At 39.9% G+C, this 23,892-nt stretch carries 25 protein-coding genes; all 25 read right to left on the reverse strand.

Annotated features, from left to right (window positions below; genetic code table 11):
- Positions 1-11: 11 nt before the first annotated feature.
- The gene (sucD, locus tag FHY45_RS01790; RefSeq protein ID WP_139891258.1) at positions 12-914 is read right to left on the reverse strand and encodes a succinate--CoA ligase subunit alpha; all 903 of its coding nucleotides are present in this window, start codon (positions 912-914) and stop codon (positions 12-14) included.
- Positions 915-932: 18 nt separating this feature from the next.
- Entirely contained in the window at positions 933-2,093 is a 1,161-nt protein-coding gene (gene sucC / locus FHY45_RS01795) for an ADP-forming succinate--CoA ligase subunit beta (RefSeq protein ID WP_139891259.1), read from the reverse strand.
- Positions 2,094-2,433: 340 nt separating this feature from the next.
- Positions 2,434-2,724, reverse strand: a complete 291-nt coding sequence (locus FHY45_RS01800) for a hypothetical protein (RefSeq protein WP_066100479.1) — start codon at positions 2,722-2,724, stop codon at positions 2,434-2,436.
- A gap of 105 nt (positions 2,725-2,829) precedes the next feature.
- Positions 2,830-3,099, reverse strand: coding sequence for an EscU/YscU/HrcU family type III secretion system export apparatus switch protein (locus tag FHY45_RS01805; protein WP_139891260.1), 270 nt, complete (start codon positions 3,097-3,099; stop codon positions 2,830-2,832).
- A complete protein-coding gene (locus FHY45_RS01810) occupies positions 3,096-4,574 on the reverse strand; it encodes a hypothetical protein (protein WP_139891261.1) in 1,479 nt (492 codons plus the stop codon). Before FHY45_RS01810 ends, FHY45_RS01805 begins: the two co-directional genes overlap by 4 nt.
- Before the next feature lie 18 nt (positions 4,575-4,592).
- Positions 4,593-5,363, reverse strand: coding sequence for a ribonuclease HII (locus FHY45_RS01815; RefSeq protein WP_066100499.1), 771 nt, complete (start codon positions 5,361-5,363; stop codon positions 4,593-4,595).
- 81 nt (positions 5,364-5,444) lie between these two features.
- Positions 5,445-6,308, reverse strand: a complete 864-nt coding sequence (ylqF, locus tag FHY45_RS01820; protein WP_139891262.1) for a ribosome biogenesis GTPase YlqF — start codon at positions 6,306-6,308, stop codon at positions 5,445-5,447.
- Positions 6,309-6,327: 19 nt separating this feature from the next.
- The gene (gene lepB, locus FHY45_RS01825) at positions 6,328-6,885 is read right to left on the reverse strand and encodes a signal peptidase I (RefSeq protein ID WP_066100505.1); all 558 of its coding nucleotides are present in this window, start codon (positions 6,883-6,885) and stop codon (positions 6,328-6,330) included.
- A 140-nt stretch (positions 6,886-7,025) separates the two neighbouring features.
- On the reverse strand, positions 7,026-7,370 hold the full coding sequence (gene rplS / locus FHY45_RS01830; protein WP_066100509.1) for a 50S ribosomal protein L19: 345 nt from the start codon (positions 7,368-7,370) through the stop codon (positions 7,026-7,028).
- A 135-nt stretch (positions 7,371-7,505) separates the two neighbouring features.
- Positions 7,506-8,246, reverse strand: coding sequence for a tRNA (guanosine(37)-N1)-methyltransferase TrmD (gene trmD / locus FHY45_RS01835; protein WP_066100512.1), 741 nt, complete (start codon positions 8,244-8,246; stop codon positions 7,506-7,508).
- Positions 8,246-8,764, reverse strand: a complete 519-nt coding sequence (gene rimM, locus FHY45_RS01840) for a ribosome maturation factor RimM (protein ID WP_139891559.1) — start codon at positions 8,762-8,764, stop codon at positions 8,246-8,248. Before rimM ends, trmD begins: the two co-directional genes overlap by 1 nt.
- Positions 8,765-8,780: 16 nt before the next feature.
- The gene (locus tag FHY45_RS01845) at positions 8,781-9,167 is read right to left on the reverse strand and encodes a YlqD family protein (RefSeq protein ID WP_066102285.1); all 387 of its coding nucleotides are present in this window, start codon (positions 9,165-9,167) and stop codon (positions 8,781-8,783) included.
- A gap of 786 nt (positions 9,168-9,953) precedes the next feature.
- Positions 9,954-10,184 (reverse strand): KH domain-containing protein, encoded by a 231-nt coding sequence (locus FHY45_RS01850; RefSeq protein WP_066100515.1) that lies wholly within the window; start codon positions 10,182-10,184, stop codon positions 9,954-9,956.
- 14 nt (positions 10,185-10,198) lie between these two features.
- The gene (gene rpsP, locus FHY45_RS01855; protein ID WP_066100518.1) at positions 10,199-10,471 is read right to left on the reverse strand and encodes a 30S ribosomal protein S16; all 273 of its coding nucleotides are present in this window, start codon (positions 10,469-10,471) and stop codon (positions 10,199-10,201) included.
- Between the two features lie 95 nt (positions 10,472-10,566).
- Complete coding sequence (ffh, locus tag FHY45_RS01860; RefSeq protein WP_139891263.1) at positions 10,567-11,913, reverse strand: signal recognition particle protein; 1,347 nt, start codon at positions 11,911-11,913, stop codon at positions 10,567-10,569.
- Positions 11,914-11,924: 11 nt separating this feature from the next.
- Positions 11,925-12,263: a putative DNA-binding protein gene (locus FHY45_RS01865; RefSeq protein WP_066100523.1), complete on the reverse strand. Its 339-nt coding sequence runs from the start codon at positions 12,261-12,263 to the stop codon at positions 11,925-11,927.
- Positions 12,264-12,617: 354 nt separating this feature from the next.
- Positions 12,618-13,607 (reverse strand): signal recognition particle-docking protein FtsY, encoded by a 990-nt coding sequence (gene ftsY, locus FHY45_RS01870; protein WP_139891264.1) that lies wholly within the window; start codon positions 13,605-13,607, stop codon positions 12,618-12,620.
- A gap of 13 nt (positions 13,608-13,620) precedes the next feature.
- On the reverse strand, positions 13,621-17,190 hold the full coding sequence (gene smc, locus FHY45_RS01875) for a chromosome segregation protein SMC (RefSeq protein ID WP_139891560.1): 3,570 nt from the start codon (positions 17,188-17,190) through the stop codon (positions 13,621-13,623).
- A 42-nt stretch (positions 17,191-17,232) separates the two neighbouring features.
- A complete protein-coding gene (rnc, locus tag FHY45_RS01880; RefSeq protein WP_066100529.1) occupies positions 17,233-17,958 on the reverse strand; it encodes a ribonuclease III in 726 nt (241 codons plus the stop codon).
- Between the two features lie 169 nt (positions 17,959-18,127).
- Entirely contained in the window at positions 18,128-18,361 is a 234-nt protein-coding gene (locus FHY45_RS01885) for an acyl carrier protein (protein ID WP_066100531.1), read from the reverse strand.
- Between the two features lie 73 nt (positions 18,362-18,434).
- Positions 18,435-19,181, reverse strand: a complete 747-nt coding sequence (gene fabG / locus FHY45_RS01890; protein WP_066100536.1) for a 3-oxoacyl-[acyl-carrier-protein] reductase — start codon at positions 19,179-19,181, stop codon at positions 18,435-18,437.
- A complete protein-coding gene (fabD, locus tag FHY45_RS01895; RefSeq protein WP_139891561.1) occupies positions 19,174-20,133 on the reverse strand; it encodes an ACP S-malonyltransferase in 960 nt (319 codons plus the stop codon). Before fabD ends, fabG begins: the two co-directional genes overlap by 8 nt.
- 49 nt (positions 20,134-20,182) lie before the next feature.
- Positions 20,183-21,160: a phosphate acyltransferase PlsX gene (gene plsX / locus FHY45_RS01900; protein WP_139891265.1), complete on the reverse strand. Its 978-nt coding sequence runs from the start codon at positions 21,158-21,160 to the stop codon at positions 20,183-20,185.
- The gene (gene fapR / locus FHY45_RS01905; RefSeq protein ID WP_066100552.1) at positions 21,157-21,741 is read right to left on the reverse strand and encodes a transcription factor FapR; all 585 of its coding nucleotides are present in this window, start codon (positions 21,739-21,741) and stop codon (positions 21,157-21,159) included. The genes plsX and fapR overlap by 4 nt, the downstream gene beginning before the upstream one ends.
- A 102-nt stretch (positions 21,742-21,843) precedes the next feature.
- A complete protein-coding gene (recG, locus tag FHY45_RS01910; RefSeq protein WP_139891266.1) occupies positions 21,844-23,892 on the reverse strand; it encodes an ATP-dependent DNA helicase RecG in 2,049 nt (682 codons plus the stop codon).

Below are 23,892 nucleotides of genomic sequence, written 5' to 3' on the forward strand. Positions count from 1 at the left end.
TTGTCTTATTATTAATGCGTTTTACATTTATCGTATAGCCCTTTTTCTTTTAATACGCTTAGCATCGTTTCACCCATTATAGCCGGAGTTTCCGCCACTTTTATACCGCATTCATTCAACACACGAATTTTCTCATCGGCTGTTCCTTTTCCACCGGAAATAATGGCGCCTGCATGGCCCATTCGTTTCCCTGGAGGAGCAGTACGGCCTCCGATAAATCCGGTAACCGGTTTTGTCATATTTTCTTTCACCCATTGGGCTGCTTCTTCTTCCGCTGTACCACCTATTTCACCGATCATAATCACCGCATACGTTTCAGGATCTTCATTAAAAGCTTTTAAAACGTCGATGAAATCAGTTCCATTGACAGGGTCGCCACCAATACCAACTGCTGATGACTGTCCAAAGCCCGCCTGAGTTAATTGATGCACCGCTTCATAGGTTAATGTACCCGAGCGAGAAACAACGCCAATATGCCCTTTTCTGTGGATATAACCAGGCATGATCCCTACCTTACATTCTTCAGGAGTAATAACGCCCGGACAGTTCGGCCCGATTAGACGTGTTTTCTTCCCTTCCATATAACGTTTTACTTTTACCATGTCCAATACAGGGATATGCTCTGTAATACAGATGACGAGATCAAGCTCTGCATCAACTGCTTCAAGAATGGAATCTGCAGCAAAAGGAGCTGGTACATAGATAACTGATACATTGGCACCTGTTGCTTCTTTTGCTTCAATTACGGTATTGAAGACAGGAACACCTTCAGCCTCAGCGCCGCCTTTACCAGGTGTTACACCGCCCACAATATTCGTGCCGTATTCTAACATTTGCTTCGTATGAAAACGGGCTGTAGATCCTGTAATACCTTGTACAATCACTTTTGAATCTTTATTAACAAATACGCTCATTTCATATATCCTCCAGTCTTAGCCTATTAACGAAACGATTTTTTGTGCACCATCAGCCATTGATTCTGCAGCTGTGACATTAATACCGGATTCCTCTAATATCTTTTTACCAAGGTCTACATTCGTACCTTCTAGGCGTACGACCAGCGGTACCTGTAAGCTAACCTGTTTAGCTGCTTCAACAACACCCTCAGCAATAACATCACATTTCATTATGCCGCCAAATATATTTACAAAAATCCCCTTAACATGGCTGTCTGAAAGGATAATCTTAAATGCTTCCGTAACTTTTTCAGCCGTTGCACTGCCCCCAACATCCAGGAAGTTGGCAGGAGTGCCACCATAGTGATTAATAATATCCATTGTTGACATCGCAAGTCCTGCTCCATTAACCATACAGCCGATATTGCCATCAAGAGATATATAGCTTAGGTCGTATTTGGAAGCTTCGATTTCTTTTGGGTCTTCTTCCTCAAGATCTCGATAAGCGACAATATCCTTGTGGCGATAAAGCGCATTTTCGTCAAAATTCAACTTAGCATCCAAAGCCATCACTTCTCCGTCGCCTGTAACGACCAAAGGATTGATTTCAGCAATAGAACAGTCTTTTTCAATAAATGCCGTGTAAAGACTAGTCATAAATTTAGCTGCTTTGTTGATTAATTCATTTGGTATATTAATATTAAAAGCTATTCTTCTAGCTTGGAATGGTGTTAATCCGATTACAGGATCAATAACTTCCTTGAAGATTTTTTCCGGTGTCTTTTCAGCAACTTCTTCTATTTCTGTTCCGCCCTCTTCAGAAGCCATTAACACAACTCTTGAAGTTGCTCTATCAAGAACAAGCCCAACATAATATTCTTTCTTGATGTCACAGCCTTCTTCAATAAGTAAGCGTTTTACTTCTTTACCATCCGGACCCGTTTGATGCGTTACCAATACTTTGCCGAGTATTTCACCAGCATATGTACGAACCTCATCCAGCGATTTGGCAACCTTGACACCGCCAGCTTTCCCTCTTCCACCCGCATGGATTTGAGCTTTCACAACAGTAACCGCAGTTCCAAGTTCACTTGCTGCGTTAACTGCTTCCTCAACAGAAAAAGCGACTTTTCCATTTGGAACATTTACCCCGTATTGTCTGAGGATCTCTTTACCTTGATACTCATGGATATTCATTTCTTATCCTCCCATCAAAACTTTCAGACTATAAAAAATATATTGCGTTTTCATTGTATTAAAACTAGTATTCAAAGTCCAATAATTTAAAGCGATTTCACCAAATATCAGTAATTTTTTTACACTTATTACATAAAATGATAAAGAAAGCATACTAAAAGAAAGGCTGAAATCATCATTTTCAGCCTTCAAAAAAGATATATATTTTGGCATTCCGTAGAAAACTTCTTCGGATAAGTTACTATAGTAATAGAAGATAATTCTATCCACTACTCCCTCAAAATCTCACAACTTTTCTTTTTAGCTTTTCGCTTCATCCCAACTTCAGGAGCTATATCCATTAGGTTTGTTTTCGATACAATTTAACAAGCGAAACGATGATGGCAATCAAAAAGACGGCGATACTATTCCACAGCAAAATAGCTGCTATGTTAAATCCGTAAAAGAACGCAAATCCATCTTCTATCAGCCAGACGGCTAACATTCCAGCGACTAAACCAAACACACCGGCCAATAATAAAGTGACTAATGCAGCTAGATACAAATTGCGCTTTTTATTAAAAACAAAGAACGCAATTAAATTCGCTGCCAGAATGAAAATAATCATTAGAAACAGAAAAAAATCGATCACGCCCACTCCTTATTTACCCATATTTTTCAAACTAAAAGACCTGTCCACAATACACAGGTATTCTATGGCGAAATTCTCTATCTCTTAGGAAACCCTTTCTATAAATTATTTACTAGTTTTATGGTCAACCTTATATATAAAGGCAAAAACCTCTGCAACTGCCTGATAAAGTTCCTCAGGAATCGATTGATTAATCTCAAGCTGTGATAGTAATTCTGTAAGACTAGGATCCTTTCGGACAGGAATCTCATGTTTTACAGCTTCCTTTAAGATATGATCAGCTACAATACCTTTTCCCTTAGCTATTAATTTTGGGGAGACATCCTGATTTTCCTCATATTTTAAAACAGAGGCAGATTTTCTGCTTTTTTTCATATTTTATAATCAACCCCGGTATACCCAAAAGAGGGATAATATGATTTACTTATTTCAGAATTTACAGACTTCTCCTGCGAAAAATCAGCAATTTTTACAGTTGATAGAATATACCCCTTCTCCTCTAAATTTTCCTTCAGTATGGTCACCAGGGAACTGGCAGCAATATTTGCCTCCTTTTTCTCCCCAGTCCATATCTTTAAACTAATGATCCGGTTTTGGATATTCATATCAATAACGGTTTCTTTTAAGTGGGCTAGCTCTAAATAAAATACAATTCGGCAATATGCTGGATCAATTGTCCCATCTTCTCGTTTTCGACCAGTCCATTGCAATGTCAAATCACCTTTAACCGAAGTTAAGGGAACTGGAATCTGCATAAATACATTCTGCAGTGGTCCGGTTTCCTGGGATAATAATTGAAACGCGGCTAACCTTGTCAGAATGGCTTCAGCCTGTTTTTTTAGTTGGATGGGTGTTTTTTCGGCCGTCAATTGTATCAATGTATCCTTTACTATACTTGTCTCAGGCTGTTTTGATTGATCCTTAATTCCTAGTGATTGCATGATGGAGTTTATCGCTTTATATAAGGTGTTATTCTTATCAAGATGACTAAACAGATCACTTTTCAAAATTTTTTCCTGAACCTTTTGCCATTCTTCTGCTGTTAGTTCAGGGGGACGTGTGCTATTTCCACTAAATACCCTTTCTATCCATTCCTGTAATCTATTATGACTAGAATTCGATAAAATTACCTCTCCTTCCTTAAGGATCAGCCCAGCCTTTTGAAAAATTTCCATATTCTCGTCCATAAGAGACATAGCTATCCCTTGAAAGGCTTCCCTCTTACCTGTCTGAAGAAATTCCTCTAATCTATTTATTATATGAGCATATTTACCTAGATTGTCGGAAGTCTTAAGATATTTTGTCAGGGAATCAAGCATACTAGTTAATGATTCTCCAGTTTTCAGTGATAAAAGAGCATCCAACACAGTTTTATGTATCGGAAGCTGGTTCATGTACGCTAATTTAATGGTTGGCATTCCTATCGATGGATCGCCTGTTGAATTCAGCCAGTTTAAAGCCCTGGTAAAGCTATCTTTCGTCACAGCCAGCTGGTTGGCAATCACCATTTCAGCCAGATTTCCCCCCGCCCTTGATGCCTTTATCTGGAATGCACTTAATAGTTGAGCGGGCAAATCGGGCTTTGATATTCCACTGCCAAAAGGCAATACCTTTAATTGCATCAAACCATTTTCTGTTTGCCTGACCTGAAATAATTGGCGCACATGCGCTTCCACTGATACATCCAATTTCGCTATCATTTTTGTTCCATTTACGAGAACTTCCGCCATATTATGAGGATAAAATTTCGTGATTTTTCCAGCAAATATTTGGCCATCTCTGAAGCCTGTTGATACCTTGCTATAAGCCAGTTTATTGATCCATGAATCTATATTTATGACAGGCTGCAAAAAATCACACCTCTCTTATCAGTAATTATTCTTTAAAGGAGCAAATGTCATCCTGTGCCAATCAACCGGACCATACTTTTCGATAGCTTCTAAATGACTGCTCGTTCCATACCCCATATGCTTATCAAATCCATATTGTGGATAGATTTCTGCATATTCCTTCATAAGTCTGTCTCTCGTTTCTTTGGCAATGACTGAAGCAGCTGCAATAGAGATAGACTTGGCATCCCCTTTAATCAGCGACATCTGTGGTATAGGCAAATCTAACTTCATAGCATCTATCAATGCATATTCCGGGAATACTTTTAACTGATTCACTGCTGAAAGCATCGCCTTTTTGGCAGCTTCATAAATATTTATTTTGTCGATTTCCTCACTGTGTATAATGCCAACCCCAACCGCAAGCGCATTTTCCAGTATGTACTCGTAGTATTGCTCTCTTTTTGCAGCAGAGAGTTTCTTTGAGTCAGTAAGGCCGGCTAAATAAAAGTTTTCAGGCAAAATCACAGCCCCTGCTACTACAGGACCAGCAAGCGGCCCTCTGCCTGCTTCGTCTATGCCCACTATATATTGATATCCTTCATCCCTTAGTTGGTTCTCAAAAACCGATATGGAGTCGAAATGGCGTCTTTCCTCTACTTTCCTGGCAATTGCTCTTTCAAAGCCTGAGAGGGCAACCTGGACGCCTTTACGCTGATCCTTGCGGCATTCCTGAACAAACGGATCCTCGATGGTTTCTAGCTCTTTAAGCTTATTTTTTATTTCTGAAATGGTAAGTGAATTCGTCATTTCTGCTATCCTTCCTAATTAATATCGGTTTTGGCACACAAATGTAAAGACCCCCAAACAAGGGGGCCTTCTAGTTTTTTATTATATATCAGATTCCAATTCAAATGGAGATTCAAACGTTAATCTTCCAAATTTTTGTGTACGGATATCTCTTATAATCAATTCAGCAGTTTTATCATAATCCACTATGCCACCGCTAGCTAAACATCCTCGCAATTTCCCTACTTGGTCAAAGGCTTCCACAATTTCTTCTGGAATTTCCTCAAGCTTATACCCATCGAGCAAACGCGCTGGATATTCCCTCTCCAAAAATTTCAATCCATAGATTGCAATATCATGAAGATTTAAAATGGTATCCTTAATAGCTCCTGTTACAGCTAGTTTACAGCCGACTTCCTGATCCTCAAACTTCGGCCATAGGATACCAGGAGTGTCCAATAGTTCAAGCTCCTTACCAACTTTAATCCATTGCTGCGCTTTTGTCACACCTGGCATATTACCGGTTTTGGCAATATTTTTTCCAGCAAGCCTATTTATTAATGTAGACTTCCCAACATTGGGAATTCCGACAATCATGGCACGGATTGCACGTGGTTTTATTCCTCTAGATTTCATCTTTTCTATTTTTTCTTTAAGAACTTCTTGAGCTCCCGCCATAATACTTTTCAAGCCTGTCCCTTGATGTGCATTTACGGCTACGGCTTTAATTCCCTTAGCTTCGAAATAGGCTAACCATTGATTTGTTTTACTTTGATCTGCCATATCTGCCTTATTTAAAATCACCAGCCGCGGTTTATGCTGAATAATTTCATCAATCATAGGATTTCTAGATGATTGGGGAAGCCGAGCATCTACTAGCTCAAATATTATGTCTACCAGCTTTAATTTTTCTGTTACTTCACGCCGAGCTTTAGCCATATGCCCGGGAAACCATTGTATCGTCATACTTTCACCTTTTCAGTCATTAGTCAACAATTCTAAATTCTTTTAACGGCCAGTACACTAGACTGGTTTTGCCCAAAATCTCACTTTGCTTGATCGTTCCAATATGGCGGCTATCTTTCGAGTATCTTCGATTATCCCCCATCACAAACACTTCACCCTCGGGAACCGTTTCCTGGCCAATAATTTCTTCCAGTGTAAATGGTTCTGTCAAAGGTCCTTCAATCATTTGTTCCTTGGCTTCATCCAGGTAAGGCTCTTCATATGCCTTGCCATTAATATATAAAGTATCATCTTTATATTCTATTTTATCTCCAGGTAAGCCAATTACTCTTTTAATGTAATCTTTTTCTTCTGTAGCGTGAAATACCACTATATCAAATCGCTCAGGTTCACCGATTTTATAGGACATTTTATTGACTACCATTCTATTTTCATTATGAAGGGTTGGCATCATCGATAAACCATCAACCAATATAGGTGCAAATAGGAAATATCGGATGATTGCTGCCAATACTATTGCAATAACTAAAGCTTTAACCCACTCGAGGATTTCACTTTTCCCTTTAGACTTAGCCATATTCGTACACCGCCTATATCTTCTCTATATATGTATAAATATATACTTTTCACATAAAAAGGCAATAATTTGATGTTTAATGTGAAAAAGGAGCTTGTGTCAGCACAAGCTCCTTGTATCCACTCACGTTAAACACGTAATTATCGGATTTCTTTAATACGTGCTGCTTTACCGCGTAGGTTACGCAAGTAATAAAGCTTAGCACGACGTACTTTACCGCGACGGATAACTTCCAATTTAGCGATACGTGGTGTGTGCAATGGGAATGCACGTTCAACACCTACACCATAGGAAATTTTGCGGACTGTGAAAGTTTCACTGATTCCGCCTCCACGACGCTTGATTACTACGCCTTCGTATACCTGAATACGTTCACGAGTTCCCTCAACAACCTTAACGTGTACTCTTACAGTATCACCGGAACGGAAAGTAGGAAGATCAGTTCTTAATTGATCCTTCGTGATTTCTTCGATTAATTTATGCATCGTATTCAACTCCTTCCACCCAATGCTCTTGCCACCCCTTCTCGAGATAATGACAGCGGAACATTGTTATAAAAGCAAGGCTTTACAGCCTAACTCACAAAATGTATCTTATCATATAAAACACCTAAAGCGCAACTATCTATCTTCATTTTTTATTTCTTCGAGCCATTTTTTTTCTTCTTTGGTCAGATCATAATGATTCAATAAATCCGGACGCCTTTGCCAGGTTCTGCGCAAAGATTCTTTCTTTCTCCATTCCTCAATATATTTATGGTTTCCCGAAATGAGAACATCCGGGACCTTCATCCCGCGAAAATCAGCCGGACGCGTATAATGAGGGTGTTCCAAAAGACCTGAACTAAATGAATCCAGTACAGGTGAATCCTCATTCCCCAGCACCCCTGGCAATAGCCGCACTACACTATCGATGATCACCATTGCTCCAAGCTCTCCACCCGTTAATACGAAATCACCAATTGATATTTCGTCTGTTACCGCATGTTCGCGTATCCTTTCGTCATACCCTTCGTAATGCCCGCACACGAAAATAAGCTGATCTTCCTTTGCCAGTTCCTCTGCTTTAGCTTGGTTATAGCGTTCCCCCTGTGGACATAAAAGGATGACCCGAGGCTTTTTCTTCTGCTCTTTTGGAGTGATTTGCTCCAAGCAATCAAAAATCGGCTGAGGTTTCAGTACCATTCCTGCCCCACCGCCATATGGGTAATCATCGACAGATTGATGCTTGTTATCTGAATACTCCCGGAAATTATGGGTATGGTATTCAACTGCCTGTTTTTCAGCAGCCTTCTTAAGGATGGAGGATCCAAACACTCCGCTGAACATTTCAGGAAATAAGGTTAGGATATCGATTCTCATTAATCAAGCAGTCCTTCCATCGGATCAATCGAGATCATTTTTGCATCTACATCAATTTCTTTAACAACATCATCAATATAAGGAATCAATACTTCTTTACCGTTTTTCCCGCTGATGACCCATACATCATTTGCTCCAGGTGAAAGGATTTCTTTTACCACACCCAATTCGGCACCATCTGCTGTACGTACTGTGCATCCGATGATTTCATGGTAATAATATTCCCCTTCATCAAGGCTGCCCATTTGTTCCTCTGATATCTTTAATACGCCTTCTTTATAAGACTCCACTGATTCTATCGTGCCATGCCCTTCAAACGTCAATAAATAAAAGTTTTTGTGTTGTCTTGAAGATTGAACAGTGACTTCAACAGGCTCATTTGAGCTCTTTTTAAAGATATATAAAGTGCTCCCATTTTTATATCGTTCTTCCGGGAAATCAGTGCTTGAAATAACCCTGACCTCGCCTTTTATTCCGTGGGTATTAACAATTTTGCCAACTTTAAACCATTTTTGCATTTCTTTCTGTTCACCTCTATTTAAATTCATCAATGATTCCATCTTTAATAATGATGGTTTTAGTTTGTACAACTTCTTCCCAATTTTGCCCGACTTCAACATCAATTATTGCCTGAACTTCTCGTTCCTTTAATTCACTCCCATAGGGGAGAATATCAAGCTGTTGAATTTGAAAGTCCAGCAGCTTCACTTTTTCCTTACGCATATCGATTTCTTTCTCAAAATGCGTTTTTAAGCTTGCGGGTTGGAATTTCTTTGTTTTTTCCAGCTTCTTTAATTCAAAGCGCAATTGATCACATTCTTTATTCAAAACGCTTTTTTTATATTCAAACTGCTCCAACAGCTGTATTTTACTCTTCTCAGTTAATACCTGTTTCACTATAACATTTTGAAGTATTTTCATTATGGCACCTCTTTCATACATACCAATCCACCAATTGTATTACGGTACTGAAGAAATCCTGAAACTTATCAACTCATCATCATTATAGCTACTTTCAAATAACGGTACTATGTATGGATTATACACTTCACACTTTAACCAACCCAAAACCCTCATAATTCATAACTTAATACTATCCCGAACCACAATAAATGACAACCAAAAGCTGATGCGACTGTTCAGACCCGACAAGCATAAGAGGAGGCACGTAGGGAGGCGTCCTTTCCTCCCGCAGTGGCTACACTTATGTCTCGAGGGTCTAGGAGCCGAAGCTAGATGACAACCAAAAGCTGAGACGGCTCGTCCAGAAGCGAGGAGCATAAGACAGGGGTTCGGAGGGAGGCGCTCTCCCCTCCCGAAGAGACCATGCTTATGTCCTGAGCTTCTAGCCGTCGAAGCTAGATGACAACCAAAAGCTGAAAGAGCTCACCCAGGAGTGAGGAGCATAAGACAGAGGCTCAGAAGGGGGGATAAGGTACAAAGACTAAGAACGCCACATCGTGTCGCAACGTCTTTGTGTCCAACATCCTGTTGCCCTCCTGTAGAGGCTATGCTTATGTCCCGAACTCCTAGCTCATGAAGCTGGATGACAACCAAAAGCTGAAGGGCCTAATTCAAGGAACGAAGACTAAAAACGCCACATCCTGTGGCAACATCTTCGTTACCTCATCTCCTTGCCCTCTTGCTCAGCCCTTAGTGAGTATGCATGAATATATAAGAAAAAGGAGGGATTGCTCCCTCCTTTTTTCAATCGCGTATTTCCAGATAGACTTTTTTGTCATTCTTGGATGCAGCAGTATACACTACTGTTCGAATAGCTTTAGCTACACGCCCCTGTTTGCCGATTACCTTCCCCATGTCTTTCTTATTGACCGACAGGGTAAAGACAATCTTATTGGCTTGTTCATCCATTGCTACGGTCACGTCATCCGGATGATCGACAAGAGGCTTTACGATTGTTTCAATCAATTCTATCATAACGGACCTTTATATTACTTGCTTTGCTTCGCGTTGTGGAATTTTTCCATGATGCCTTCTTTTGACAACAAGTTACGAACTGTGTCAGATGGTTTAGCACCATTTTGAAGCCATTGTAAAGTAAGTTCCTCGTCAATTTTCACTTCAGCTGGGTTTGCAACTGGGTTGTAAGTTCCAACTGTCTCAATGAAACGACCGTCACGAGGAGAACGAGAATCTGCTACTACAATACGATAGAAAGGAGTCTTTTTAGCTCCCATACGTTTTAAACGAATTTTTACTGCCATTTTATACTTGCACCTCCGAATAGTATCACACAAGATAGTATATTACCAAATCAATATACCCTTGTAAAGTGTTTTTTCTTAACACCCATATTTTTTTACATAAAAGGTAGCTTAAAGCCGCCTTTTTTCTTACCTTTTTGCTGCATGCCAGTCATTTGCTTCATCAACTTCTTCATGTCTTCAAATTGCTTTAGAAGTCGGTTTACTTCCTGAATCGGTCTTCCGCTTCCTTTAGCAATCCGTTTACGTCTGCTGGCATTAATAATTTCAGGCTGATCCTTCTCTTTCTTCGTCATTGATTGAATGATTGCCTCAACATGAGCAATTTGCTTATCATCAATGGAAAGATTGTTCATCCCTTTAATTTTGTTTGCACCTGGAAGCATTTTTAAAATGTCATCCAGCGGTCCCATTTTTTTGACCTGTGCTAGCTGTTCGAGGAAATCATCAAATGTGAAAGAGTTTGTACGCATCTTCTTCTCGAGTTCGCGTGCTTTCTCCTCATCAACATCAGTTTGGGCCTTCTCAATCAGCGTGAGAACATCGCCCATCCCTAGAATCCTTGAAGCCATTCGTTCCGGGTGGAATGGCTCTAATGCATCCATCTTTTCACCCATACCGACAAACTTAATCGGTTTTTCAGCTACTGAACGAATTGATAATGCTGCACCACCACGTGTATCTCCATCCAATTTGGTTAAAATAACACCGGTGATTTCGAGTTGGTCGTTAAAGCTTTTAGCTACAGTGACCGCATCCTGTCCTGTCATGGCATCTACAACTAAGAAAATCTCATCTGGTTTTACAGCTTCTTTAATTTCAGCCAATTCGCCCATCAGATTTTCATCAATATGCAAACGCCCTGCTGTATCGACTAAAACATAATCGCAATGCTCTTCTTTAGCTTTGGCAACCCCTTGCTTGGCAATTTCTACAGGACTCACTTGATCTCCCAAAGAAAAGACAGGCATAGAGAGCTGACCGCCTAAAGTTTCAAGCTGCTTAATTGCTGCGGGACGATAAATATCGGCTGCAACTAGCATTGGTTTACGATTATATTTCTTGCGGAGCAGATTAGCCAGTTTACCTGTGGTTGTTGTTTTACCGGCACCCTGTAAACCAACCATAAGGATAACAGTTGGAGGACGATTTGAAACAGCAATCTTGCTTTGTTCGCCACCCATTAATTCCGTCAATTCTTCCTTAACGACCTTGATTACCTGTTGACCAGGTGTCAAGCTCTTTAAAACTTCTTGACCAATAGCCCTTTCATTGACACGTTTGATAAAATCCTTAACTACTTTAAAGTTAACGTCTGCTTCAAGAAGTGCGAGCTTTACTTCTCTCATCATTTCTTTTACATCAGCTTCCGTCACTTTACCCTTGCCTCGGATTCTTTGCAAAGTGCCCTGCAGTCGGTCGGCTAAACCTTCAAATGCCATTATGCCGCCTCCTAATCTAACTTTTCAAGAGATGCTATAATCTCAATCAGTTGTTCTTTAACATCATTTTCATTCATCTGTTCTGTTAAACTTCCTAACTTATTGAGCAAAAGGCTGCGTTCCTGTGATTTATAAAACAGTAAAAGCTTAGCCTCGTATTCTTCAAGCATCGCTTCTGTTCGCTTAATATTATCATAAACGGCCTGGCGGCTCACCTCATATTCATCGGCAATTTCACCCAGGGAATAATCGTCCAGATAATAAAGAGACATATAACTTTTTTGCTTTGGTGTCAGCAATGATTGATAGAAGTCATATAGGTAATTCATCCGCATTGTTTTCTCGAGCATTACTGACCCTCCAACTCTGTTAAGTGAAATACCTTTACAATATACAAGTTTAATCGGAAAATCAAAGAATGTCAAGAACCCTTTCCTGAAGAGGCAAGGCTTGTATTACCAATGCTTTACTGTCATATTTCAGTTTTAAAAACACATGCAAAAGAGCGCAGTTTTTATTTAAAAAGATAGATTAATCCAAGGTGACACCAATGGTCAAATCTCTTCTATCCTTGCTCCTTTCGAACCAACTGCCTTTTCCCGAATGATTATCCCTGTCTAAAAATCCTCTAAAATTACGACATAGGCTCCGTAAAAGAGAAAAGAGCCCGTATAAACACTGGCTCTTCCCTTCAAAATAATTGTTTACTCTTCTGCTTCATCTACTAACTCGGCAAATAATCCATATACAAATTGTTCTGCATCGAATTCCTGTAAATCATCCATTTGCTCACCCAGGCCAGCGAATTTAACTGGAATGCCGAGCTCATTTCGAATGGCGATGACAATTCCGCCTTTCGCTGTTCCATCTAGCTTTGTTAATACAATCCCGGAAACATCAGTTGCTTCCTTAAATGTTTTGGTTTGAATTAACGCATTCTGTCCAGTGGTGGCATCGAGAACCAACAACACTTCATGCGGTGCACCCGGTACTTCCCGTTCAATAACCTTCTTAACCTTTTCAAGCTCTTTCATAAGGTTAACCTTATTTTGAAGTCTTCCCGCTGTGTCACATAGAAGGATATCCGCTTTACGTGATTTAGCAGCCTGTACAGCATCAAACATAACAGCAGCCGGATCTGAACCTGCTCCCTGCTTAATGACCTCTACACCAACCCGGTGGCCCCATACTTCTAATTGTTCAATCGCACCGGCACGGAAAGTATCTCCTGCTGCCAAAAGGACCTTTTTACCCTCACTCTTATATTTATGAGCAAGTTTTCCAATCGTTGTCGTTTTACCGACACCATTCACACCAACAAACAAGATAACTGTCAGTTGATCGTTCTGGATGTTTACAGCATTGGATTTCTCCTCACCAGCCTGATAAATTTCAACAAGCTTCTCAGAAATAACGCTTCGTACATCTTTTGTATCTTTTATATTGCGGCGTTTCACTTCAAATTTCAGCTTATCAATCAATTCCATTACGGTTTCAACACCGATATCCGCCTGAATCATGACATCTTCAAGCTCTTCAAAAAAGTCTTCATCCACTTCTCTGTAGCGGGCAACTAAATCATTGACCTTTTCGGAAAATGAATTTCTTGTTTTAGTCAATCCCTGTTTAAACTTTTCAGATGTACTAGTTGTTTGTTCACTAAATTTTTCTTTTAGCTTCTTAAAAAAACTCATGTATTTACCACCTTTAAGTTGATTCAATTAATTCCTTTGATTCCTCTAACCGGACAGAAACAAGCTTCGAAACTCCTGATTCCTGCATGGTAACACCATACAGGACGTCCGCTTCTTCCATTGTTCCCTTGCGGTGCGTGATTACGATAAATTGCGTTTCTTTACTAAATTGCTTTAAGTATTGGCTGAAACGGTACACGTTCGCTTCATCAAGCGCCGCTTCCACTTCATCCAATATACAAAACGGAACCGGTCTTACGCGTAAAATAGCGAACAAAAGAGCGATGGCTGTTAGCGCACGTTCCCCACCTGATAATAAACTGAGATTTTGCAGCTTTTTACCAGGAGGCTGCGCAATGATATCCACACCGGTATTTAGTATGTCCTCTGGATCTGTCAACTTGAGCTCTGCTCGACCTCCGCCAAACAGTGAAGGGAACACCAAATTGAATTCTTTCTTAATTGCATTGAAGGTAATCTCGAAACGGCGCTTCATTTCTTCATCCATTTCATCAATCACATCAAACAATGTATCTTTTGCTTCCTGCAAATCATCTCTTTGAGCTGTTAAAAATTCATATCGCTCTGAAACGCGATCATATTCTTCAATCGCTCCAATATTCACTGTACCAAGCTCTTCGATAGAAAGCTTAATTAATTTCACTTTCCGTTTTGCTTCTTCAGGTTCAACCGTAAGTGGATATTGTTCTTTAGCTGCCTCAAAGGTAAGTGCATATTCCTCCCGAAGCGTATCCAAACGGGTGTCCATTTCCACATCTAAACGATTGAGTTTAATCTCTTCATCTTTTAATGTTTCTGATAGTCCTCTATGCTGGCGTTTCCACTCTTTTAGTTCCATTTCATTTTCTTCAACAAGCTCTAATAGTTCCTGTCGCTTTGCTCGTGAAGCTTCAATTTCACGAACCGCTTGTTCCTTTTGTTCCAGCTTCTCTGCTGCAGTTTGTTCCAGATTAGTTTCACCTGTGGAGCTTGATGACATTTCACCATTTAACAGGGAAAGGTCTTCTTCATTATCACGAATGTTTTGTTTTACCTCATTTAATTCTGATGTCAACCGCTCTACTTCATTTTGCTGATGCTGAAGCTGTTCGGTTTTTGATGCTAATTGAATCTTTAATTCATTCAATTCCTCTACGAGGGAATCCTTGCTCGATTGATCCATCTGCTTTTGCTCGGTATACCTGCTAATATCAGCATCCATTTGTTTAATGGATTGTTCATAGGAGGAGAGACTGTTTACCAATTCCTTTATACGACTTTCTTTCATATGGCGTTCTTCATCAAGTGACGATTTTTCCATATCATAAATCGTTAATCGTTCATTGACATTGCGTTCTTCAAGCTGCAGCTCTCTTATTTGCCCTTTAATAGATTCTTCATTCAAACGAAGCGTTTCACCAGCTTCACGAAGACGGGTGACTTGTTTCTCAGAATCAGCCAAATCTGCTTTTATTTTCTTTACATGAGCTTCCAGCTTGGCTGTCTGCTCGTCCATTTGGGCGATTTTTTCAACAAGCTCCTCTTTTTCTCCCTTACGTGAAAGAATAGATGAACCCGACTGTCTGTTCGCTCCACCTGTCATTGCTCCACCTGGACTGACAATATCCCCTTCCAGGGTAACAATTCTATATCGATATCCTGTAAGCTTTGCGATTTCATTAGCTCCGACCAAATCCTGAACAATAAAAACATTTCCCAAAAGACTTGTCATGACTTCTTTATACTTCTCATCATACTGAACAAGATTAGAAGCAAGCCCAATAAAAGCCTGATGAGACCCAGCAGTCTGTAAAACCTGAGATAGGACAGACTTACCTTTTATTGTGGATAAAGGCAAGAACGTAGCTCTTCCAAGTCGATTGCGTTTTAAGAAAGCAATCGCTGTACGTGCATGATGTTCTTCTTCCACCACAATATTTTGCAGGGCTCCACCCAGAGCAGTCTCAATGGCAACCGCATAATCCTTCGGCACATTAAGTAATTCAGCAATAGCGCCTTCAATTCCATGTAAGTTTTTATTCTTTTCTTTAAGAATTTCTTTTACACCCTGGAAAAATCCGGAGTAATCCTCTTCCATTTCTTCAAGCATTTCTTTTCTTGATTTTGCTTTTTGCAAATATTGATATGCCTGATAAAGAGTTTTTTCCTGTTTTTCATATTGGGTTTTTAAATTTTCATGCGAATGCTGTAATTCACGATAACGATAAATTTGATTCTCTAGATCCTGCTGAACGGCATGGAGTCGGATTTCCGTTTCTTTCAAGCGAGCCGTCACCTGTTCCCTAGAAGACAATAATTTCCCATTATCAAGATTTAATTTTGCATGCTTACTTTGCTGTTGGCTTAATTGCTGTTCTAAATAGGTCAGCTCATGTTTCGCCGCAGCCTGTTGGTTTAACTGTTCAATATACTCACTTTTCAGAGCATCAATTTTAGCTTCCAGGTCTCCCGCAAAGTTACTAAGCAAATTTTGTTTTTCCTGTAATTTTTGTTTAAAGTTTTTCGTTTCTGCCTGAAGAAGATGCAATGTACCCACTTTTTCATCTCGGATACGTGAGACCTGAATCAATTTATCTCGCCAGTTTTGCAGACTTTTTTCAAGATGCTGCTTGTTTTGGCTTGCATTCTTCATTCTTTCAATTAAAACTTGTTTACGGCCTTCTACCTTTTCAAGTTCTTCACTGACAGATAACAAAGTAGACTGTAAAGACTGAATACGATTATCTAGCTCAGTCAACTGCAAGCGAGTCGCTTCTACTGCGGATTCCTTTTTCTGAATTAATAAACTGAATTCAGAATCCTTTATTTGATGCTCTTCAAGCTGCTTTGATAATGAAGTCCATTTTTCGTGAAGGACTTCAATTTCATATACAAGCAAGGCAGCTTCAAATTCCTCAAGTTCCTCTTTTTGCTGAAGATAATCGCGGGCAATGGATGCCTGTATCTTGAGTGGCTCCACCTGTCCCTCCAGTTCATGTAAAATATCATGAACACGGTTCAGGTTAGCCCTTGTTTCCTCAAGCTTAACCTCCGCTTTCTTCTTCCTTGTTTTATATTTTAATACACCAGCTGCTTCTTCAAATATAGTGCGGCGTTCCTCCGCTTTACTGCTTAAAATCTCTTCTACTTTCCCTTGGCTTATAATTGAAAAAGCTTCCTTCCCAAGTCCTGAATCCATGAATAAATCAACGATGTCTTTCAAACGACATGGTTTTTTATTAATGAAAAAGTCACTGTCACCAGAACGGGTCACCCTTCTTGTGACACTAACTTCATGGAAATCAATCGGAAGGAACTGACTTTCATTATTTAATGTAAGTGTAACCTCTGCAAAGTTAAGAGCCTTTCTGGAGTCACTTCCAGCAAAAATAATATCCTCCATTTTGGAGCCCCTCAACGATTTTGCAGATTGTTCACCCAACACCCAACGGATTGAATCTGTGATATTGCTTTTCCCGCTTCCATTCGGACCTACTACAGCAGTTACACCCGAAACAAATTCAACGGAAATGCGTTCAGCAAAAGATTTGAAACCTACTATATCCAATCGTTTCAAAAACAATTGTTTATCTTCTGACATGGTACCCAACTGCCTTTTAATCATTTATTTACTGCTTTTCTGCAAGTGCATCAATGCTTGCTGCGCAGCATGTTGTTCTGCTTCTTTTTTCGATTTGCCCTTACCTGCTCCAAATTCCTTCCCATTCAAGGATACTCTGGCGATAAATTCTCTGTTGTGTGCAGGACCTTTTTCATTAAGAATTTTGTATTCCAATGTACCAATTCCGTCTTTCTGAACCAATTCCTGTAACTGGCTCTTAAAATCCATCACATGAGAAAAAGCACCGTTATCTATTTTTGGATAGACTGATTTTTTGAGGAACTCAATTACGACATCTAACCCCTGGTCTAAATATAATGCCCCGATAAAAGCCTCAAAGACATCTGCCAGAAGAGCCGGACGTTCCCTTCCTCCAGTCATTTCTTCCCCTTTTCCAAGTAATATTAAAGGACCAAAGGAATATTCAGTGGCAAACTTAACAAGTGAAGGCTCACAAACGATAGCAGCTCTAAGCTTTGTTAATTCTCCTTCACTCATCGTATTGAATTTTTTGTATAAAAATTGTGATACAGTCAATTCCAATACCGCATCCCCCAAAAATTCCAATCGTTCGTTATCTTCATATGGCTTGCGACGATGCTCATTCACATAGGATGAATGTGTAAATGCTTGTTTTAATAAATTGATGTTTTCAAATGAAACACCAAGCCGATCCTGAAATGCGATAAAATCTGCATCATTGTTTATCTTTCTTTTACTCTTCTGCATATTGACCCCCTGCTAAATCTGACTAAAAAGTTTCTCACATTTTAGTATATATAAATCCAAAGAATTGGAAAAGGTACAAATTGATAACGAAATTCTTTGATATATACAGACTTTTATTATAATAGCATGAAAAGCCCCGTATTTATACGGAGCTTTTCATAAGAACTAATTAGTTTTGGCTTTTTATGTAGTTCACAGCATCGCCAACTGTTGAAATTTTTTCAGCATCATCATCTGAAATTTCCATACCGAATTCATCTTCAAGTTCCATAACCAATTCCACAACATCAAGGGAATCAGCACCAAGATCATCTTTAAAAGAAGCTTCAAGTGTTACTTCGGATTCATCTACACCAAGGCGATCTACGATTATTTTAGATACTTTCTCTAATACGTCTGACACAACTTCACCTCCCTTCAAGATTGCATCTAGTATATTGTACAAGGGTTAATCGACATATTCAATCTTTGAGTTATTACATAACCATTCCGCCATCGACATGAATCGTTTGGCCAGTAATATATCCGGAATCTTCCGCAGCCAGGAAAACAGCTGTTTTAGCCACGTCCTCCGGCTTACCAAATCGGCCCAATGGTATTTGCTTCAACATTTGCTCTCCAACATTCTCCGTTAATGCATTGGTCATATCTGTTTCAATAAATCCAGGGGCAATCGCATTTACAGTAATCCCACGTGTTGCCAATTCTTTAGCCGATGTTTTGGTTAACCCTATGACTCCTGATTTAGCAGCTACATAATTGGCCTGACCGGCATTTCCGCTCACACCCACCACAGACGAAATATTAATAATCCGTCCCTGCCTTTGCTTCATCATTTGCCTGGATACAGCTTTTGTACAAAGGAAAACACCTTTTAAGTTTGTATTGATGACAGAATCCCAATCATCTTCCTTCATACGGATCAACAAATTGTCACGTGTGATTCCTGCATTATTTATCAAAATATCAATCTTGCCAAATTTTTCAGTTACAATTTTCACCATATCAGTAACAGACTCAGCATTTGTCACATCCCCCTGGATGGATATTGCTTCTCTGCCAATCTCCGTTATTTCTTTAACAACATTTTCAGCTTTTTCGCTGTTCCCGGCATAATTAACAGCAACTGAAGCCCCTTCTTTTGCCAGAGCAATAGCAATGGCACGACCGATTCCTCTAGATGCGCCCGTCACAAGCGCAATTTTCCCATCCAATTTACCCATTTGCTTTAACCTCCGCATCAAGTGAACTGACCACATTTTTACATGATTCAATATCTTTGACTGAGTATACTTTAACACCGCGGTTGATTTTCTTAACTAGGCCTGAAAGAACAGTTCCAGGACCAAATTCGATAAAGGTTGTCACACCTTCATGAATCATATACTCAACAGATTGCTGCCATTTCACTGGAGAATACAGCTGTTTGACCAGACTGTCTTTTATTTCATCACCTGTTCCAGCTAGGGTTCCCGTATAGTTCGATATGATTGGATAATCAGGAGTCCTAATTTCTATTGTATTGAGTGTATCCGCAAGCTTACTCGCTGCGGGTTTCATCAACGAAGAGTGAAAAGGACCGCTGACTTCCAGGGGAAGCACTCTCTTTGCTCCTTTTTCCTTTGCAAGCTCTCCTGCCAATCTTACCCCATCCATTGTTCCAGAGATAATAATTTGGCCAGGGGAATTTAAGTTTGCTAATTGTACAGGTTCACCTTGATTCGTTATCGTTTTCGTTACTTCTTCTAGACTTGACTCATCCATACCAAGAATAGCACTCATCGTGCCTATCCCAGATGGAACAGCCTGCTCCATATATAAGCCTCGATTTCGTACGAGTTTTACCGCATCCTCGTATTGAATGGACCCAGCTGCAGCATAAGCCGTATATTCACCCAGGCTGTGACCTGCCATATAATCAGGTTTTAAATCAGACATTTCACGAAATACGCTAAGAAGCGCTAAACTTGTAATTAACAGACTCGGCTGAGCATTGTATGTACGTGTCAATTTCTCTTGCGGTCCTTCGAAAATAAGCTTACTGAACTCTTCAGCCAAGCATTCATCTGCTTTTAAAAAGAGATTTTTCACATTTTGATAATTGTCGTAAGCATCTTTTCCCATACCTACAGTTTGTGAGCCCTGACCCGGAAAAATAAAAGCAAATTTAGTCATCATATCCCCCTTACTATTCGTCCCCTTACATTCGTTCCCTTTTCTTCGTTTATTTTATTGCCTCATGAATCGTTTCTGCAACATGATGTTCTACCATAATTTTCGCCTGACGAATGGCATTATAGAATGCATTTGCATCTGAGGAACCATGTGCTTTTATGACAGGAGCTTTTAATCCAAATAGACCTGCACCACCGTATTCAGAGTAATCCAGCTTATTTTTCAGTTCTTTAAACCCTGGCTTTAAAACAGCTGCGGCCAGTTTGCTCTTTAGATCGACCATCATCGCTTCTTTTAACATTTTAAATAAAGCAGAAGCCGTACCTTCAGTTGTTTTTAAAACCATGTTTCCGGTAAACCCGTCGGTTACGACAACATCAGCTACTCCATTTAACAAATCCCGAGCTTCCACATTACCGATAAAATTAAAGTCAGCATCCTTCAATAAAGCAAATGCCTGCTTGGTAAGCTCATTTCCTTTTTTATCCTCGGTACCAATATTCAATAAACCAACTCGCGGTTTTTCAATATTGCGGACCTTCTCAGCATAAACAGACCCCATCAAGCCATATTGGTAAAGATGCTCCGGCTTCGCATCAGCATTGGCTCCCACATCCAACAGAACAAATCCTTTTCCATCAATTGTCGGTAATGTTGGGCTTAGTGCAGGTCGATCAATTCCATCAATTCTTCCAACCACAAAGAGACCTGCGGCCATTAGAGCTCCCGTATTTCCTGCTGAGATGCACGCATCGGCCTGTCCATCTTTTACATACTGAGCAGCAAGTACCATAGAGGCATTTTTCTTTCTTCGCACGGCTCTTACCGGTTCATCATCACCAGTTATAACCTCATTCGTATGGATAATGGTTATCCGTTCATCTGAAGTTAAATGCTTTTTAATTTCAGCTTCATCGCCAATAAGCATAATTTCTAGTTCCGGGAAAGATTTAATCGCTTTTTCTGCGCCTTTCACAGACTCTTTTGGTCCGTGGTCTCCACCCATAGCATCTAATGCAATTTTCATTCTTGTTCATCCTTTTTCTCTGTAGTCGTTCGGTACATGGAAAACTCCCCTTTAAATACAAGCTCCTTACCTACATAGCTATGCACAGTAATCAGGGATCTTCCTTTATCGTTATCCACTTCAATAACCTTGGCTTTGGCAATCACACGATCGCCTTCATACACAGATTTTGTGAAGTGGATGGCAGCTTTTGCTGTTAACGCCAGTTCCTCATTAGTTACCGCAACGGCCAATGAATTGGCTTGTGCGAATAAATGATGCCCTCTGGCTATTTTATTTCTCTTAAATACATGTTCAGGTTTTATATCCAACAAGGAAATAGCACTGTTATCTAAATCAAGATCAATAATATCCCCGATTATTTCATCAACAGGTAAAGATTTAATCTCGTCTGTCATTCTTTTCTCGGCGACAGACTTTATTCTTTCTCTCAATTCCGGGATGGATAGTTCGAGGCGATCCAGACGAATCGTTTGGATACTAACCTTTAATTGTTCAGCCAATTCCTCATCGGTAATAAAAGGATTATCCTGTATCATATCCTTTAATATAGCTTGTCTATCCTTCTTGTTTCTTTTCAAAAACCTTCACCTTCCGAAGTATTATGACTAGGTACTAATAGTAGTATATAATTTAAAAAACCAGATTGCAAGAATTTTTCGGGTTATCATGCAATCTGTTAATCAATCTAATTTCTCTCCCTCTAGAACCCCAGAGCCAGCCAGATAATCTCTTAGATATTTATACTTTTCGTCAGTCCAGAATTCATTTCCGGAAATTAATTCTTCAGCATCCTTCCTGGCCGTTTCAAGCGCGCGGTAGTCATGCACCATGTCTGCTATCTTAAATTCAGGTACCCCACTCTGCTTTCTGCCAAAAAAGTCCCCTGGTCCTCTTAACTCTAAATCCTTCTCACTCAATGCGAAACCATCAGTTGTATCGCACATTGCATTCAACCGTTCAATTCCCACCTCTGTTTTTGGGTCTGCTATTAAGATACAATAGGATTGTTCTGCACCCCGTCCTACACGGCCTCTTAATTGATGAAGCTGCGACAAACCAAATCTTTCGGCATCATAAATCACCATCACAGTCGCATTAGGCACATTCACCCCCACTTCCACGACGGTCGTTGATACGAGGACTTGAATATCATTATTTCCGAAACCGCGCATGATTTCATCCTTTTCATCTGAATGGAGCTTACCATGCATAAGCCCAACAGAATATTTCGGGCTAAAATACTGTGTCATAGCCGTATGAACATCCAATACATTTTGCAAATCCAGCTTTTCTGATTCCTCAATCAGTGGACAAATCACATATGCCTGCCGTCCATTGTCCAATTCCTTGCTCATAAATGCCAGAATTCTGTCTAACATATTATGCTTGGCCCAATACGTTTCTATCTTTTTCCTTCCAGATGGCATTTGATCAATGATTGATACATCCATTTCACCAAACACCGTTATCGCAAGAGTTCTGGGAATAGGCGTAGCGGTCATGAATAATACATCGGGACTCTCCCCTTTTTCCCTCAATATACGACGTTGCTCCACACCAAACCGATGTTGTTCATCTGTAATGACAAGGCCGAGGTTTTTGAAATTAACATCCTTTTGTATTAAAGCATGTGTTCCTATTAATATATCGATTTCACCTTGTTCAAGCATCTCCATCATTTCTCTCCGGCGTTTTCCCTTCACACTCGATGTTAGCAGAGCTACATTTACACCAAAGGGCTGCAGAAGTTCAAACAGGGAATTGGCATGCTGCTCTGCCAAAATTTCAGTCGGTACCATTAAGGCGCCTTGATACCCGGCAGTCACTACAGCATAAAGAAGGATTGCTGCCACTACCGTTTTTCCAGAACCAACATCCCCCTGGAGCAGTCGATTCATACGATAAGGAGACCGTAAATCCTGCGCAATTTCATTTACGACCTTTTTTTGAGCATCTGTCAGCTCAAATGGTAAAGAAGCGATAAACTTCTTCAATTTCGTATTATCGTACATATGAGACTGTCCATTTGAATTTTCCCTTTTAACTTTCCTAAGGGCCTGCATTTTAATTTGAAACAATAAAAATTCCTCGTAGACAAATCTCCTGTGTGCATGCTTTACTTCAGCGGCGTTCTGAGGAAAATGCAAGTAACGTAAAGCAAGACCTCTTTCCGGTAATTTATATTGGGTAAGATAATGTTCAGGTAAAATTTCTACAAGATCTTCTCTATGAGCAAGATACGCATTTTTAATCCATTTGCGCAGTGATTTGACAGAGATATCACCTTTTGTATGATAAACTGGTTCAAATTCCTGTTCCCTCGCCTCTGAACCCAGTTTATATTCAGATGCCGTCAGGGTTAAACGGTTTTTATCCCATTTCCCTGTTACCGTTATCGTTTCATTCAGTTTTAATTTGTTTTTCATATAGGGTTGATTGAAGAATGTAACAGTAATAATGTGGCGTCCCGTTAAAAGTTTAACATTTAAGCGGGATTTTTTTCGTCCGAAATAGGTTAAATTTGGGGCTGATTGAATAACACCCTCAATCGTTAGACGTTCATCATGGGCTGCTTCCACGATATCTTTAATTCGAAAATCTTCATAGCGATACGGAAAATATTCAAGCAAATCCGCAACTGTATAAATGCCAAGATTATTAAGCTGCAGAGCGGATTCAGGTCCTATCCCCTTTACTGTATCTACTGATAAATCATTTAGTCTACTCAT

This window comes from Bacillus sp. D386 (genome assembly GCF_006346415.1).